The organism is Microcoleus sp. PH2017_05_CCC_O_A (assembly GCF_020738785.1).
Classification (GTDB): domain Bacteria; phylum Cyanobacteriota; class Cyanobacteriia; order Cyanobacteriales; family Microcoleaceae; genus Microcoleus.
Window position 1 is genome coordinate 1 of record NZ_JAEQCB010000061.1, and the last position, 15,629, is coordinate 15,629.

General features: G+C 42.6%; 9 protein-coding genes and 2 pseudogenes. 9 read left to right on the top strand and 2 right to left on the bottom strand.

Annotated features, from left to right (window positions below; genetic code table 11):
• Window positions 1-84 precede the first annotated feature (84 nt).
• Window positions 85-729, bottom strand: a complete 645-nt coding sequence (locus JGK20_RS15370; RefSeq protein ID WP_293231160.1) for a fatty acid desaturase — start codon at window positions 727-729, stop codon at window positions 85-87.
• A gap of 417 nt (window positions 730-1,146) precedes the next feature.
• On the opposite strand from JGK20_RS15370, the gene JGK20_RS15375 reads away from it, so the two are divergent.
• From JGK20_RS15375 to JGK20_RS15395, 5 genes are all read left to right on the top strand, one after another.
• Entirely contained in the window at window positions 1,147-4,698 is a 3,552-nt protein-coding gene (locus tag JGK20_RS15375) for an AAA family ATPase (RefSeq protein ID WP_293214009.1), read from the top strand.
• A gap of 16 nt (window positions 4,699-4,714) precedes the next feature.
• Complete coding sequence (locus JGK20_RS15380) at window positions 4,715-7,192, top strand: hypothetical protein (RefSeq protein ID WP_293231163.1); 2,478 nt, start codon at window positions 4,715-4,717, stop codon at window positions 7,190-7,192.
• Between the two features lie 296 nt (window positions 7,193-7,488).
• Window positions 7,489-8,265, top strand: coding sequence for a hypothetical protein (locus tag JGK20_RS15385; protein WP_293231166.1), 777 nt, complete (start codon window positions 7,489-7,491; stop codon window positions 8,263-8,265).
• 19 nt (window positions 8,266-8,284) lie between these two features.
• On the top strand, window positions 8,285-9,397 hold the full coding sequence (locus tag JGK20_RS15390; protein ID WP_293231169.1) for a hypothetical protein: 1,113 nt from the start codon (window positions 8,285-8,287) through the stop codon (window positions 9,395-9,397).
• A gap of 222 nt (window positions 9,398-9,619) precedes the next feature.
• Entirely contained in the window at window positions 9,620-9,904 is a 285-nt protein-coding gene (locus JGK20_RS15395) for a hypothetical protein (protein ID WP_293231172.1), read from the top strand.
• A gap of 9 nt (window positions 9,905-9,913) precedes the next feature.
• Here the strand turns inward: JGK20_RS15395 and JGK20_RS15400 are convergent, their stop codons facing one another.
• Window positions 9,914-11,056, bottom strand: coding sequence for an IS4 family transposase (locus JGK20_RS15400; protein ID WP_293231175.1), 1,143 nt, complete (start codon window positions 11,054-11,056; stop codon window positions 9,914-9,916).
• A 133-nt stretch (window positions 11,057-11,189) separates the two neighbouring features.
• On the opposite strand from JGK20_RS15400, the gene JGK20_RS15405 reads away from it, so the two are divergent.
• From JGK20_RS15405 to JGK20_RS15420, 4 genes and pseudogenes are all read left to right on the top strand, one after another.
• Window positions 11,190-12,659 (top strand): hypothetical protein, encoded by a 1,470-nt coding sequence (locus JGK20_RS15405; RefSeq protein ID WP_293231178.1) that lies wholly within the window; start codon window positions 11,190-11,192, stop codon window positions 12,657-12,659.
• Window positions 12,660-13,004: 345 nt separating this feature from the next.
• A pseudogene (locus JGK20_RS15410) lies at window positions 13,005-13,244 on the top strand (transposase domain-containing protein); the annotation flags it as partial.
• 52 nt (window positions 13,245-13,296) lie between these two features.
• Window positions 13,297-13,473: pseudogene (locus JGK20_RS15415) on the top strand (IS4 family transposase); the annotation flags it as partial.
• 533 nt (window positions 13,474-14,006) lie between these two features.
• Entirely contained in the window at window positions 14,007-15,407 is a 1,401-nt protein-coding gene (locus JGK20_RS15420; protein ID WP_293231181.1) for a helix-turn-helix transcriptional regulator, read from the top strand.
• Window positions 15,408-15,629: the final 222 nt, after the last annotated feature.

Genomic DNA, 15,629 nt, shown 5'->3' on the forward strand with positions numbered 1-15,629 from the left:
GATTTGTGAAATGGTTGAACCAAAATTGGGACGTATTCTCGGCTTATAAAGCCAGTTTAGGCCTTGTTTGGGCTTAAAATTTGTTTAAGTCCCGCTAAGTGTAGTTACTGGGTGGAAAATCCTAATTAAATAGCAGCGAACATTGGCAGCAAACAGACCTTCGTGGTACAAACCATTCTCTTGCAAACCAATATAATCTGGGTCTAGAGCAGGATCTCCCAAATAATTGTGGTGTCTTTTGATGTGGGAAAAGTAGTAGCCTGTAAAACTTTGCAGTACAAGATATCCAGAGGGGAATGTCCCTAAGACAAAATTGAGAACTTTATTTTTTGCCAAAGTTCGGTGCGCGGACTGGTGGAGTAAATCGGCCAGAGCACGCATCCTCGCACCGATGATTAAGATTGCAGTAACGTAAACCACCACTCCTGCAAATAAGTGCCGATTCAACACTAACTCAGATACAAGCGTTACTCCTGCGATGATGCTCCAGTCCTCTAGAAGTTCGAGCAGTCCATGCCAGTTATCCAATTCAAAGCAAGGTCGAAGCTCTTTCCTAATTTCTGGATCAAAGGGGTGTTTTTCAAATTTTTCTCGCTTACTATTGGGGTAATCTTTTACTACTTCAAGACAAGCGGTTTGTATTGAAGTAGCCCACTCTGTATTGTCAACTTCTCCATGTTGCTGTTTTATAGCTACGTTCGCGATCGAATTTTTATATTCCTTCGACATAAGAAATTATTCCATTAGTTTTTGAACTTGTATTCTTTGAACAGGGTGTCAAATCCGATTTCATACATTAACTCAGCCCATGACTAGAGTGTATTCAGGGGTTAAGTTTAATAGGGACACGAAACGCTACTTTAAAAGCCAACTTTAAGCCAAATCATAAAAAAGCCAACTTTAAGCCAACTTTGATGCTAAAATTGCCAAAATACCTAAAAGCACCATCCACATCAGTACCATTCCTCCATGAGCCTAGCCAATGTCTCTGTGAATGTATGCCCCGACCTGCAACAAAGATTACTCACCGAGTTTGAAAAAAGATACAAAAAACCCGGAAGCAGTCGCGCCCGCACTGGTGAATTCATAGTCCATTGGCAAAACCGAATTCCTGACCGCAGCCCCTCAGACCAAGCGGTATTGAATGTGTTGAAAGGGAAACGAAATACCTGTGAACTTTGGCTTATCGATGGCTTGTGTCAGTTGTTGCTGGGCTGTTCGTATACAGAATGGGGCAACCAACTTGCTCAGGACCAATATGCTCAACCCAAGTCGCCTGATATATCTGAAACGAATTCGCAACCTATCCCTCCAAATCCGTATCGTGGCCTATCTGCCTTTGGGGAAGAAGATGCAGAGTTTTTCTTTGGGCGGGATACTTTCATTGAGCAGCTATTGGCAGCCGTGCGGAAAAAGCCTTTGGTTCCTGTGATTGGGCGGTCTGGTAGTGGCAAATCATCAGTTGTCTTCGCAGGACTTATCCCCAAGCTGAAAAAAGAAGGGGGCTGGGTCATTGCTGACTTCAGACCAGAGAGTAGCCCTTTCTATAATTTGGCTAAAAGACTCAACCCGCTGCTAACCGCTCAGTGGGAGACCATCAGCAATAATGACAAGCGGCGTGAAAATAAAAACTTAGCTAACAATCTCAAGCAAGGTGTTGATGCGTTACAGGATGTAATCGCTGATATTTTGAAGGACAACGCCTCTGGTCATCGTTTTCTATTAGTTGTCGATCAGTTTGAGGAACTGTACACCATCAGTCCAGAAGATGAGCGCCTGCCTTTCCTCAATCAATTGTTAGCAGCAGTCAGAGCCGCGTCTGCGAAACAGACAGCAAATTTCACGCTAGTCTTAACTTTACGCGATGATTTTCTAGGACACGCTCTTGATTCCTCTCTTGGCGAAGCATTGCAGGAATTCAAAACTGAATTTCTGTATGCTATGACTCGCGAACAACTGCAAGAAGCAATTGAAAAGCCAGCCGAGAAACAGAAAGTCAAAATTGAGGATTGTCTGATTGACCGCATCCTAAACGCTGTTTTGGGAGAGCCTGGTATTTTACCATGTTTAGAGTTTGCACTTTACCAATTATGGGACAAACAGAAAAAATCATTGCTGGATTATAAGGCGTACCTGGAAATAGGGGGTGTAGAAAAAGCCCTTGCTAATTATGCAGATTCTATATTTGACTCGCTTAGTGAGCAAGAGCAGCAGCGATTGAAGCGAATCTTTATTCAATTAGTAAATTTTGAGGAAAAAAAGCAGGATACTCGTCGTCTGGCCACTCGCAATGAGGTTGGAAAAGATAACTGGAATTTAGTGAAGAAGTTAGCTGATGCCCGTTTACTTGTAACGGGTCGAGACGATACAACAAAAGAAGAAACCGTTGAGGTTGTACATGAAGCGCTGATTAGGGGATGGGATTGTTTGCGGGACTGGATGCAGGAAAATAATCAGTTTCGCACTTGGCAAGAACGCTTACGAGCAGCAATAGAACGATGGGACGCAATTAATCAAAATGAGGGTGGTTTGCTACAAAAAGCACTGTTAGCAGAGGCAGAAGACTGGATAGAGAAACGAGACGAAGAGATCCCACCGAATGAAAAAGCCTTTATCCAAAAAAGTCGAGAGTATGAGGATAGCGGAAGAAAATTTCAGGAAGAGTTACTTAGAAAAGCTGAAATTTCAGAGATTGACGCGCTAGTTTCGTTGTCTGAATCCCGGCTTTTACTACATGATGAACTTTTGGCATTGTTAGCTATTGTCAAGGCAGGCAGAAAATTACAGCACACGCCAGTACCACCAGATGATATTAAGCGTCGGACTATTTATGCTCTACGGCAAGCAGTTTATGGTATTCAAGAACGCAATCGTTTTGAAGGACACAGCAACAAAGTTAATGATGTGTGTTTTAGTCCTGATGGTCAAATGATTGCTTCTGTTAGTGCTGACCATACACTAAAATTTTGGAAACTTGATGGTACAATGCTGCAAACTTTTCCACACAGCGATTGGGTTTATGGCGTAAGTTTTAGTCCGCAAGGTAGGATGGTTGTCTCAGCGTGTGCTGACTGTACGCTAAAACTCTGGCGACTTGACGGTACATTACTGCAAATCTTTAAGGGACATACAAACATGGTCAATAAAGTTTGCTTTAGCCCCGACGGTCAGATAATTGCCTCAGCCAGTGATGATAAAACAGTAAAACTCTGGAGCCTTGACGGTAAAGTTATACAAACACTTCAACACAGTGATATGGCTTACGGAGTGAGTTACAGTCCCGACGGTCAAATGCTAGTCTCAGCAAGTCTTGACCAGATGGTGAGACTCTGGCAAATCGATGGTACGCTATTGCACGCCTTGGAGGGGCATAAGGAAAGTGTCAACAGAGTAAGTTTCAGTCCTGACGGTCAGATCGTTGCGTCAGCTAGTGATGACCATACAGTAAAAATTTGGCGGATTGATGGCACACTATTGCAAACTTTTTCTGGGCATACAAATGTAGTTAATGCCGTAACTTTTAGTCCTGATAGCAAGACGATTGTCTCAGCTAGTTCTGATAAAACAGTCAAACTCTGGCGTGTCGATGGTACGCTACTACAAACCTTTGAGGGACATAGCGACAAAATCTATGGTGTAAGCTTCTCTCCTGATGGCAAGACAATTGCCTCTGCCAGTGATGACAAAACGGTAAGACTTTGGCAGATCGATAATACAATCATTTCTGGACATACTGAAAAGGTCTGGAGTGTAAGTTTCAGTCCTGACGGGCAGACACTTGCTTCTGGTAGTTGGGATAGAACAGTAAGACTGTGGCGAATTGATGGCACACCCTTCCGAGTTTTCCGCAGGCATAGCGATAGAGTATTTAGTATCACTTTCAGCCCTGATGGCAAGACAATCGCTTCGGCAAGTGATGATACAACGGTGAAATTGTGGAGCCTTGATGGTACTGAACTGCAAACTTTTCGAGGTCATGCCAATAGAGTATATGGAGTAAGTTTCAGTCCCGACAGTCAGAAGATTGTCACCTCTAGTCACGATACAACGGTAAAACTTTGGCGAATAAACGGCGAACTTCTACACACTTTTGAGGGACACAGCAATTGGGTATATGGAGTAAGTTTCAGTCCTAATGGTCAGATAATTGCTTCTGCTAGCCATGATAAAACGGTGAAACTTTGGCGCATTGATGGTACGCATCTAAAAACTTTTGTAGAGCATAGCGATCGGGTTTGGAGTGTTAGTTTTAGTCCCGATGGTCAGATGATTGCCTCCGCTAGTTTTGACGCAACAGTGAAACTCTGGCGCTTAGATGGTACACTGCTGCAAACTTTCCAACATAGCGATGTTGTCAATAAGGTAAGTTTCAGCCCCAATGGTCAGATAATTGCTTCAGCCAGTAATGACAAAACAGTGAAACTCTGGAGTTTAGATGGTACACTGCTGCAAAGCTTTCAGGGTCATACTGATAGAGTTTTGGGTGTAAATTTTAGTTCTGATGGTCAAACAATTGTATCCTGCGGTGAAGACAAAACAGTGAGACTTTGGCGGCTTGATGGTACGGAAGTAATTGTGGCTCTTGATGCTCAACTGAATAATTTATTAGGGCGGGGTTGTAATTGGCTCCGTGACTACCTAAAGACTAATCCTAATGTTAGTGAAAGTGATAATTTGTGCTTTAATGAACTAACTTAAAAAATACCTTATATATTTGCGTAAAAGTGGTTTAAAAGATATACTTCCTGGTGAATCTCTGACAATTCATTTGGGTTCTTTCTCTGTAGACAGCGAACGGCAAGAAGAACTTTCGGATCTGTACCGACAGGTAAAATCTACCGAACTTCGCTATTTAATTATGGCAGAAAGGTCGAGAGTCCGCGAGTTGAGGAATTTAGGAATTCGCAAACCCAAATATTTACGCCTCTACTGTACTTATACGGTAGACCCCGGCAGTGCTGGCGCATCGGACGCCATAGAAAAAGTGCTGGTTCGCCTTGAAAAAGGGTGGAAAAGATTTGTAGGCGAATACGACGAAGCTAGATTCAATCAAGTGGATGGGATTCTGAATTCGGCTTATACTGATGGCTTTCAAATATGGGAAGCATTGCTATCAAATAAAATGGGATTGACCGTCAGGGCCATGACGGCTGCTGAAATGTGGCAGCAGCTTTGGGAATATTTTAACGAAACCCAGATTAGGGAAATTCCGCAGCTTTTGGTACTCGACGAATCCGGTCTGAGAGAGGAAGTCAGTAGCGAGTGGAATCCGGTGACAGTTCTTATGGAATCGGATTTCAGCATCCCGGTAGCAGACCGCAAATGGGTTCATGTAAAGGGTAAGTATGTGGGGGTTTTAACTTTTTTGGAAAAGCCGGGAGGTTGGGGCGATAAATACAAGCAAATGCTTTATTTATGGCAAGTAATTTCGAGAGAAGCAATTGCGGATACGGAAATTGTTTGTGAGGTAGCGCGGGCAAATCAAGACATAGTAAAAACCCAAATGCAGCGAGTGGCAAAGCAAGCGATTACCGCCGCCGAAATATCAACAGACCACCATTCTGTAGATGTCATGGCTGCTATTAATTTAAAGCGTTCGGTGGCGGCGCAAGAATCGATTTATGAAGGTGACGTGCCGCTGTATGTGGGAGTAGCATTTTTGCTGCACCGCAGCACTACATCTAAACTTGATGATGCCTGCCGCTTTTTTCAGTCCCTGTTCGTTTCCCCAGCGTGGGTAGCGCGAGAGGGCGAATATCCCTGGAAAATATGGCTTCAATGTTTGCCCGTAACCTGGGACAACCTGATGGCAGTTCCGTTCAACCGCAGGAAGCTGTATTTGTCGGGAGAAGCGCCGGGGCTGTTGCCTTTGGTGCGTACCAAGCCGGGGGATGCTAAGGGCTTTGAATTGATTTCCGACGACGGGGGTACGCCGGTTCGCGTCGATTTGTACTACCAACATAAAAATTTGGGATTGTTTGGCGCTACGAGATCCGGCAAATCCTTGTTGGCTGGGAACGTCGTTACCTACGGCCTTGCAGCCGGTTTGCCTGTAGTAATTTTGGATTATCCCAAACCTGATGGTACCAGCACCTTCAGCGATTACGCGAAGTTTTTGAAGCATGAAGCTGCTTATTTTGACATCACGACGGAAGCGAATAATATCTTTGAAATCCCCAACCTGAAAGGGCTGCCCTCAAGCCTGCAAAAAGAAAGGATGGACGACTACATTGACTTTTTGCTGTCGGCACTGTTGTCGATGGTAGTCGGGAGTAGGCGAGGAGAATCGACAGATGCTGCATTTTCCGACATGGTGCGATCGATCTTGGGACTGGCACTCAAAGCATTTTTTGCCGATGTTTTGATTCGCGATCGCTATGCTGCTGCTTACAAAGCCGGTTTGGGTACGCAGGATTGGCAAGCAATGCCGACTCTCGCTGATTTTATCGGATATTGTTCCCACGAACGCCTCCGTATGGATTCTATCGCCGGGGATTCCAAAGGGGCGATCGAACGCATCAAACTTCGCCTCCGGTTTTGGGTGGAATCTCGCGTTGGTAAAGCGCTAGCAGCCCCGTCTACGTTTAAGAATGACGCTCAACTGCTGGTATTCGCACTGCGGGGACTTTCCAACGATGAAGATGCGGCACAGATGGCACTTTCGGCTTATTCTGCCGCCCTGCGCCGCGCTTTAGCCTCTGAGGCTTCTATCTTTTTTATTGATGAAGCTCCCGTACTCTTTGAATTTGACGCGATTTCTAATCTAATTGGCAGGCTTTGTGCCAACGGAGCAAAATCAGGAATTCGCGTCATTTTATCAGCACAAGACCCCGATACTATTGCTAAATCTCCTGCGGGAGCGAAGATATTTCAAAATCTCAGCACCAGATTAGTAGGCAGAATTCAACCCGCAGCCGTTGATAGTTTTGCGACTATTTTGAAATATCCCAGAGAAGTAATTGGTCGGAATGCAGCAGAGAGTTTCTTTCCTAAAAAAACAGGGATGTATTCGCAGTGGCTGATTGATGATGGCGGCACTTTTACGTTTGCCAGATTTTACCCAAGCTTACCGCTGCTGGCGATTACTGCGAATAATCCCGACGAACAGAAGGCGCGGCAAGACGCATTTACCCGACAGCCAGACAAAATACGGGCAATTACAGAACTGGCGCGAATGCTTGCTGCTAATTAATGTTGTTTGAGATTTGTCCAAACCCAAAATCTTACAGCTAAAACCCAACAGTCAAAACTCAAAACTTAAAACCCAACAACGAACAGCCAACAACCAACAACCAAGAACTCAAAATCCAACAACTAACAACTCAAGACCCAACAACTAATAACTAATATCTCAACTTAAACCAATAACTAACAACTAACTAACAACCAACATCTCAACTCAAAGCCCAACTATCAACTATCAACTATCAACCGTCAACTGTCAACTGTCAACTGTCAACTATCAACTATCAAAGTAGGAGTTTTGAAATGAAAACTAATGATTTAGGCTCTAACAGCAAAATTGCAGAGGCAACGCACAAACTAGAAATTAAACTCATAGCAGGCGGTTTAATTTTAGGATTATTGGTAGCAGTTCCTCTGGTTTATGCGCCAGAGGTTCAAGCCGCTTCAGGTGCTACGAGCAATCCCTTAGAGTTAGTTTTGCAACAGTTCAGCCAGCAAGTAGAATCCTTGCGTTCTTATGTAGAAAAAACGCTGATGGTCAAACTGCAAGATATGTCCAAAAATTTGGGCAACGATTTGCAGTCAGCCGTGAGTCAAGCTATGGGTGACTTGGGACTTCCCGACCCCGCAAAAAGCCGTGACGCAGTGGAAAAAAGTGTCGGTGCGAAAGATTTGCAGGTAAACAAAGCGACAGAATTAGCTAACGAAATTGACAGGGAATCTGCGAGGGCGACAGCAGCCGGAACGCTATCAGAGGCCGGACAAAAGCAGCAAGTAGAACAAGCTGCTGCAACGCAAGATTCGGTTAAAAAAGTGCAGCAATTCAGCGAACAAGCTCAAGGAGACGTAGTTACTCAAGACGTGATGAAGCGTTTAGCCAGTCAAAACAGCGAGATAGCCAACACCTTGGGTTCTGTTCGCGCAGATGCCTTGAAAGCTGAGCAGAGTCGAGCTCAAAGTAACGTCCTCCTCTCTAATATATCGAAGGCTCAAGACAGTCAAATTCAGCTTCAAAAGACCGAGCAAGCAGCTCAGGGATTAGGCAATTTGGAAACTGCATCACAAGCAAAGCTTTTTTGATTTTAGTTGTTTAACTGCCATGTTTTACTTCACTTTTTACTTCATCTTTTACTTTGCAACAGTAGGAGACGGCAATTTTGGTCAAGCTGTCACGGACATCACCAAGCAGGGAGAACAAGCCTCAAACCTAGTCAGTCAGTCGATGGACGGGCTGTGGAATGATGTTCTCGGAGGCGGTTTGTACGCGGCAATTTGCAAACTGGGGTTGTTTTTTGCGATCGGAACTTTTGTTTTGTTCATGGTGAATTGGACAAAAGCTATGATGTACGATGAAAACATAGAAGCCTTCAGTGAGTTAATCTGGCCGATAATAGTCATCATATTTCTTAGCAATAGCGGCGCTAATTTGTCGAAAGGAACGATCGGCTTAAGAAATATAATTAACGAGGCCAACCGCTCTTTTTTAGAGTCAACCTCCGGCTCAATGGATTTACAATCTGCTTACAGGCAAGCAATGATGTCTGTTGGTATGAATGATGCTTTGAGGGGGCAGCTCCAACAGTGTTCGCTGGAGCCGCCTGCATTGCAAAAAACCTGCCTTGAAAAAGTGCAAAAACAAGCAGAAAGTATGCCGAAATCTTCTTCGGGTGGCGGCTTGAATCCAAATTTGATCAAAGGTGCAGTGGATGGCGCAGTAGCTCAACTGCAAACACAGTTAGTTTTGTTTGTCAAAGGTCTACTTTTGGCTTTTGGTATGGCATTTCAATGGATAGTTGAGATTTCGATGTTACTGACAGGTCTATTAGGCCCTTTAGCAATGGGTGGCTCGCTTTTACCAGTTGGGCAGAAAGCTATTTTTGCTTGGCTTACAGGTTTTTTTAGCATTGGAATGGTGAAGATTTGCTTCAATATTATTTCCGGTCTGACAGCCACTTTATTTATCAATTCAAAATCGGGGATGGATTTAGTATTTGCAATTTGTGTGGGGATTATTGCACCGGTGCTGTCGTTAGTTTTGGCAGCAGGAGCGGGTATGGCAGTTTTTACAAGCCTGTCTACTTTGGGACAGACATTTATGTCTGGAGGCATGAGCTTTGCGGGTTCTGCCGCTGGGCGGATTGCCGGGTCGTTTTCGGCTGGTAAGTCAGCAGCCAGCAAAGCAACTGATTCAGTAGTTCAAAGTACCGATTGATGCAATTTATGATGCGCTTGACCAGGTTTATCACGATGTAATTGATGAAGTTATGCTGACACGATTGATGATTAAGCAATTCATACAATTTGCCAAAATACGAGAGGTGTAATTTATGAAAATACCCTAGCTTTAATTCATCATATAAGCCAGTTTACCAGAATGTAATTGATTTAATTGGAAAAATTCAATTCACGCAAATTCACAAAGGAAAATAGTGTTATGAATGCAGCAGAAAAAAATCATGATTTAAAACAAAAAAAGAAGAAATTAGATTTTTTGGATAGAGCTCGCAGCCCCTCGCAGCGTGATTGGTTAGGAGTAGTTTCGACGGCATCATTTTGCTGCCAGCTAGCAGTTCTGTTTGCGATGTTTTTGCTTTACGGGTCAATGTCGCGATTGGCTTCTAAGCCCGTGCCCACTCTGGTACAACTCAGCGACGGATCTTCTTTTTCTGCGGCACCGATGGATGCGAAAGAGAGGTCAAGCGCAGCTCTGGGGGGGTGACAAAGAGGTCTACGAGATAGACTGTATAAGGGTTGCTGCCCGCATACCTTGTTGATAAAAGCGGCGTTTATTTGGACTTAACTTCATTAACTGTTCTACCTCGTCAGAATATTGTTCTAGATAATTAACCCACTTTTCGCCATCTAAACCAACACCAAATGTACTCCGTCTTCGATATCTTTTTTTAGGTTCTTTGCGGCGAGATACATATTTTTGCACCTGCTTTTTCCTCATTTCAGTGCCTTGAAATATTCCCGAACTGTAGGCGAGCGTCATCAGCAAAATCATGTTAATAAGTCGGTCTCCTTTTAAGCTAGTTCCTTCAAGATCGTAGCCTCCTGTTTTACAATCTCGAAACATTTCTTCAATACCCATCCGTTGCTTGTAAGCATCGATAGCTGCCGACAATGACCCTAAATCTGTGAGTATAAACCACGCTTCATCAACCTTCCATGCCCCGTAGTTTCTTTTCCACTTACAAGCAACATCAAATCCAGTAGCAGGCTGAGTTTTTCTTACTCTTTTACCTTGAAAATATAAAGAGGTTCCTGGTACTATTCCTAATTCATCTAACCGTTGCCAAACTAAATGTTCCGTTTCGATACAATGATTCTTTTTCAGTCTTAAACAAAAAGATACACCCTTTTCCCTCAGCCAGTTTCCTAAATCGACAGAACAAAATTCACGATCTCCTAAAACGATAACTTTATATTCTGAAAACAATGGTAAAATTTGCTCTAAATTTGTAGTTTGTTCCTCCAAGTTACTGTTTCCTAATTTTGGCAATAATGACCAGTATAATGGAATTGCTCTTTTTTCCCAGATTAGGCTAACCATAAAAAGATTAATGCACCCCCATTGACTGCGGTCAATTGCGATTGATAAACGAGTACCAATGCAGCAATAAGTGGTCAACCAATAAGTAATCAACGGGAACCAAATTAATGAGATAGTTAAGCTTGGTAAATCCAGAAATCTTTGTATTTTTCTACGCCGACTTTCTGTTGTAATTGGATAAGGAAATACCCGTGCCAGTCGTTCTAATCTTACTTGTTTTTCTGATTGGATCACAGATAGCAAAGTTGTCATTACAAGAAAATGAGCTTTCGTCAGTTGTTTTTTTAAATGAGTCTGGTAAAATGTTGGTATCATTATTTTTTGGATAGGCAAGCGTGTAACAATTATGCTGCCTATCTTTTTTTAGCACACCTTGGCTCAATCCTCACCACATCTGGGTTTCAGGCTAGTTGTTACCCCCCCAGGTTTAGTTTACACCAATATAACGATGATGGACACACACTTACCAGAGATTTTGTCCATTATTAACAACTCCTCGCCCCCCTTAGATTCAATCCCATTTCAAAAAAACTTTTCTACCTCTCATTCGATTGAGAAAAATGGTCATATTAAAGACAGCAAACAAACACCTGCTATCCAAGATAAAAAACAAAAATTAGACTTTTATCAAACGCTCCCTCAACTCAAACGAAAAACTACTCCTCCTTTGCCTTCAGAAGAACCAGAAGACGTTCAAGATAGCGATCGATCAAAAACTACTCCTCCTTTGCATTCTGAAGAATCGGAAGACGTTCAAGATAGCGATCGAGCAGGAATAATTCAAGAGAAAAACCAACAGTTAGATTTTTCTCCATCGCTTCCTCAACCAGATAGAGAAACTACTTATCTATCTTTGGATGTCGAAATACCCGAAGATATTGAATGCGAGCAAACAGTAGAAAATTACCCAGATAAAGACAAACAATTACAGGACACTCAAACACTTTCTCATCAACCCGAGTCAGAAAATAGTTTGCCACCTTCACCTTTAGAGCGATCTTCCGATGTGGAAGACAGCTCAAATACCGAGAATTACCAAAATGAACCCCAACAGTTTGAAGATATTCTAACACCTTCTAAAATTGAACGAGAAAATAGTCATTCATTCTCTATTTCTGAACAATACGAAGCCGCCCGCACGACCTCTCAACCTCCTCAAGACAATTCTCTTACTACCACCTTAACAGAGCAAGTAGACCCAACACAACAACCAGAAAAATTTTCTTTAAATCCCGATGTCTTATCGGACTTAACAGAAGAAGAAACAGCCAGCTTTGAATCAGCAATACAATTAATAAAAACAGGTAAACTCTACGCAGCTAAAACAATTTTAGCCGCAGTTAAAAACAACATGACGGGTGAATTGGGAGAAGAAGGAGAAAAAATTTTCTATGCAGCTAACAACCTATTTCTAGTGACAAATCTCCCCCCAGCAAGCATCAACGAATTAAATGGATATGACAAAGTTCTGCCGCCAAACGTGCAAAACTTAGTTCCCATACTCATCAATCCCAAACTTGAATGCAATAGTATCCAAATCGATTACGAATTCGCAGAAGACGGACTGGTTAGCCAAATTTACCTTCAGGTAGGTCATAAAACTGTTGCAAAAAAACTTAAATCTTATTTCGGAACGCTCAAACAAATTTACCGTTATTGGGACATTTCTTCTCAACTCAAACCGCTTTTAGAACACATAAAAAATATCACTACCGAACAATTAAAACAATCATCACAGACAACAAAAGACACTTTGCGAGCGTCAGAAAGACTCCCGACTTGCATTCAAACAAGACTCTTCCAACTAGCGGCAGAAAAGTTAGAATCTCAGTTAGAAGTAGATATTTTAATCGAACTTGGCGAACTGCAAGAGCTGTTAGCTAAAACTAAGCGAATTCTCAACACAGAGCTTCTTTAAATTAGCTTTATTGCTCTCTTTCACAAAATTGAATATTATAGCCTTTCTCTAAAAGATGAGGTATCATGTTACTGACATTCACTTAAGGGGGAACGCATCTTATTGAACACTGTTCATCAGTGGTGCAAGCCAGATTTTACTTATAAGTCAATACGATTTACTTAAGGTCGAACAAGTGGTACACTAGGTATAATGTATAAAAAAGTAAATCAAGTATAGTGCCGTACAAAAAATTATTATTAGAATCTCCCAAGCTCAGAATTAGCGAGATATTCAAAGCAATAGAGATAGCGATTCTATCAACAGAAATAGAAGCGGCTATCCTGAAAACAAAAACTTTCATAAAAACGGCATCGTCCGCTACCATCACAACTGGTAGTATGTTTTATCGTAGCAATGAGCTTATGGTCAAAAGACTCAATGCACGATGTACTAAAAAATCTGATTGATGGACTTAATAGACATCTTGCAAAAAAAATATGTGTTATACTTAAAAACTTGCTCAAGTTTAGGTCAAATTTAGGTCAAACTTTGAATTATTGGGTTGATTGCCATCTCCTTAAACTTCCCCAGCCTGCTAAATAATAAAATTAGCTAAACTTTCTATAATAGCACAAAATTTTTTTGCAAGAGGTCTAATGAAGTCTGGTTGAAAAATGGTAGATTCTGGAAAACTCCCTGCAAAGCAGCTATTACTAAAGCCAGAAAAAGATTAGGACCTGTTGTAATGAGCCAGTTATTTCATCAGTTAGTACGACCAATGGCTACAACTGAAACAGTGGGAGCTTTTCTAAATGAATTGAGAGTTGTTATTTAGCATACATATGGTAGCAACAAAAGAGCTTGCCATACTATAAAAAAAATCAGACTTTACGATTGATTATGACAAAACCCAAAAGGTATCCCAACAATTGGAAAGAGATTGCATTTTCCATAAAAGAAAGTGCTCTTTGGCGCTGTACTAAGTGCCACCAACAATGCCTCCGACCCGGTAAAAAAAGTGGCTTAACCAAATCCGAACGCTTAAAGTTAACTTTGACAGTGCATCACCGAAACAGAATACCGGAGGACAACCGTCCAGAAAACTTAATCGCTCTTTGTACTGCCTGTCACCTTTCGTATCATAATCGTGGTCAGTCCAACGTATCACCTGGGCAATTATCACTCTTTCCTGATGATGACATTGATTGGAATATAATGAATGGTTCTCTGGAATCGGAACGCGGCGATTTTGGGTAAATCGAATTCAAAAGAAAAAGTGCGATCAAGGTAAGCTTTATCAGGTTCGGATTGTGGTTTGTGTTCCACGATTTCTGGTCTAGGTTTATCAACAGACAAAGAGGAAAAATGAACAAAATCAACATCAACCCGAGCGCTGTACCCTCTCTTCCATTGACTAAAATTATAATTGATAACATCAGCTCAGAAAGTCTGGCTGAAGTTAGAGACAGCCCAGACAAGCCCATTACAGAACCTCGTCTATACCAGAATATACCGATCGCCCCTGTTGCGACGCCCCCTCCTATGGTATCTAGCCTCCACGCACAACTTAGAATAGATTTGTGGCAGCAATACCCTTCAGGTGTCGGCTACTTCCAACACCGAGCCAAGGGCAACCCCAACAACATCATCGAGCATTACATTGCCAGCCCCGACGACATCACGCTGTTGCCTTTAGACGAGGCAATGCAAATTATTAACAGATTTGGGCTGACTGCTGCCAAATTGCACCTGATTTTTGCCGCTCATATTATGAGACAAAAAGAGCCGTGGAAAAGCTTATTCACTCTCGAAGGCAATGACTTAATCAAGGAAATGGGCTGGGACAAACGCACAGACTTACCCGCGTCTCAAAAACTCAATGAAGTAGCTAAAACTGCGTATGCTCTAGGTTGCCTAGCAATTAAAGCCACATGGATTGAAGGCAAACACAAAAAAGGTGGAATTAGAGTCAGCGTTGACACCTCGCGAATGTGGAATATTCAAATTCAGTTAACAGGTCAGCAGAATCTAGAGGGCAAAATAGAGCAGCCTGATGAAGTCTACATCACAGTCCAACCGGGGCTCTGGACTCATGCCTTCTTGAACAAAGCAGGTTACTTCGCCAAAGAAGCCTTGTATCAGTTTGGCTATTTAGCTCAGGACATTCTCAAAATTGACGCCTACCATGATGAACTGGCTTTGCGCTTAGCACTTCATCTGACGATGGAAAGCCGATTTCACACCAGTGGCAGTTACAAAGTGGAGACACTCCTAAAGGCGCTATTGCCCCAAACGGCAATCGATCTAGCTCGGTCAGACCGTAAACAAACTTACAAGCTGACAAAGAACTGGAATCGCACCCTAGAAGTGCTGCTGAAACTCAAGCAAGGGTTTCAGATCGAGTTTGACCAAGAAACTTACCCAGAATGGCTGAGACCTGGTAGCAAGTCTCGAAAAAAAATAGGATACTTTGACACGCTGTTGGCAGCTAAAATTACCATCCATCCGCCAGCACCTATCCCCACAATGCTAGCAACCAGGGCTGAACTCAAACAGGTTCAGCCCCGCCTGAAAGCACCTCCCAAGACTAAACTGACAAGCAATGAGATAAAAGAAGCAAGATTAGCCAAAGGTTGGAGTCAGGCACAATTAGCGGGTTGGCTAGGGATGTCGCAGCGTTATGTATCCATGCTGGAACGTGGAGAGCGAACCCCTGCACCAGAAGTGGAATCACGAATCTGGCACCTATTAATCATCTCAGAATAGGCTTCCTTCAACCTGCTCTCATCAAGGTAGCGTCATAGACCAACCATTTAGAGGCTAGTTTTTTTTTCTGCGAAAGATGTTCGGACTGTTCTGAAACTTGTTCTAAAAAAAATAGCTATTTAAAATTACCCTCAAATTCTTACTAGCTCTCGGTTTTACGGTTAGAACAAAACTTCTAGAATGCCGCGACAAAACCTCTAGAATGCCGCGACAAAACCTCTA

What these genes read in the sequence shown, in the direction of transcription:
- JGK20_RS15420 (WP_293231181.1), top strand. Translation starts at nt 14,007, where the DNA reads ATGAACAAAATCAACATCAACCCGAGCGCTGTACCCTCTCTTCCATTG.
- JGK20_RS15400 (WP_293231175.1), bottom strand. Translation starts at nt 11,056, where the DNA reads ATGATACCAACATTTTACCAGACTCATTTAAAAAAACAACTGACGAAA.
- JGK20_RS15405 (WP_293231178.1), top strand. Translation starts at nt 11,190, where the DNA reads ATGATGGACACACACTTACCAGAGATTTTGTCCATTATTAACAACTCC.
- JGK20_RS15370 (WP_293231160.1), bottom strand. Translation starts at nt 729, where the DNA reads ATGTCGAAGGAATATAAAAATTCGATCGCGAACGTAGCTATAAAACAG.
- JGK20_RS15390 (WP_293231169.1), top strand. Translation starts at nt 8,285, where the DNA reads ATGTTTTACTTCACTTTTTACTTCATCTTTTACTTTGCAACAGTAGGA.
- JGK20_RS15395 (WP_293231172.1), top strand. Translation starts at nt 9,620, where the DNA reads ATGAATGCAGCAGAAAAAAATCATGATTTAAAACAAAAAAAGAAGAAA.
- JGK20_RS15385 (WP_293231166.1), top strand. Translation starts at nt 7,489, where the DNA reads ATGAAAACTAATGATTTAGGCTCTAACAGCAAAATTGCAGAGGCAACG.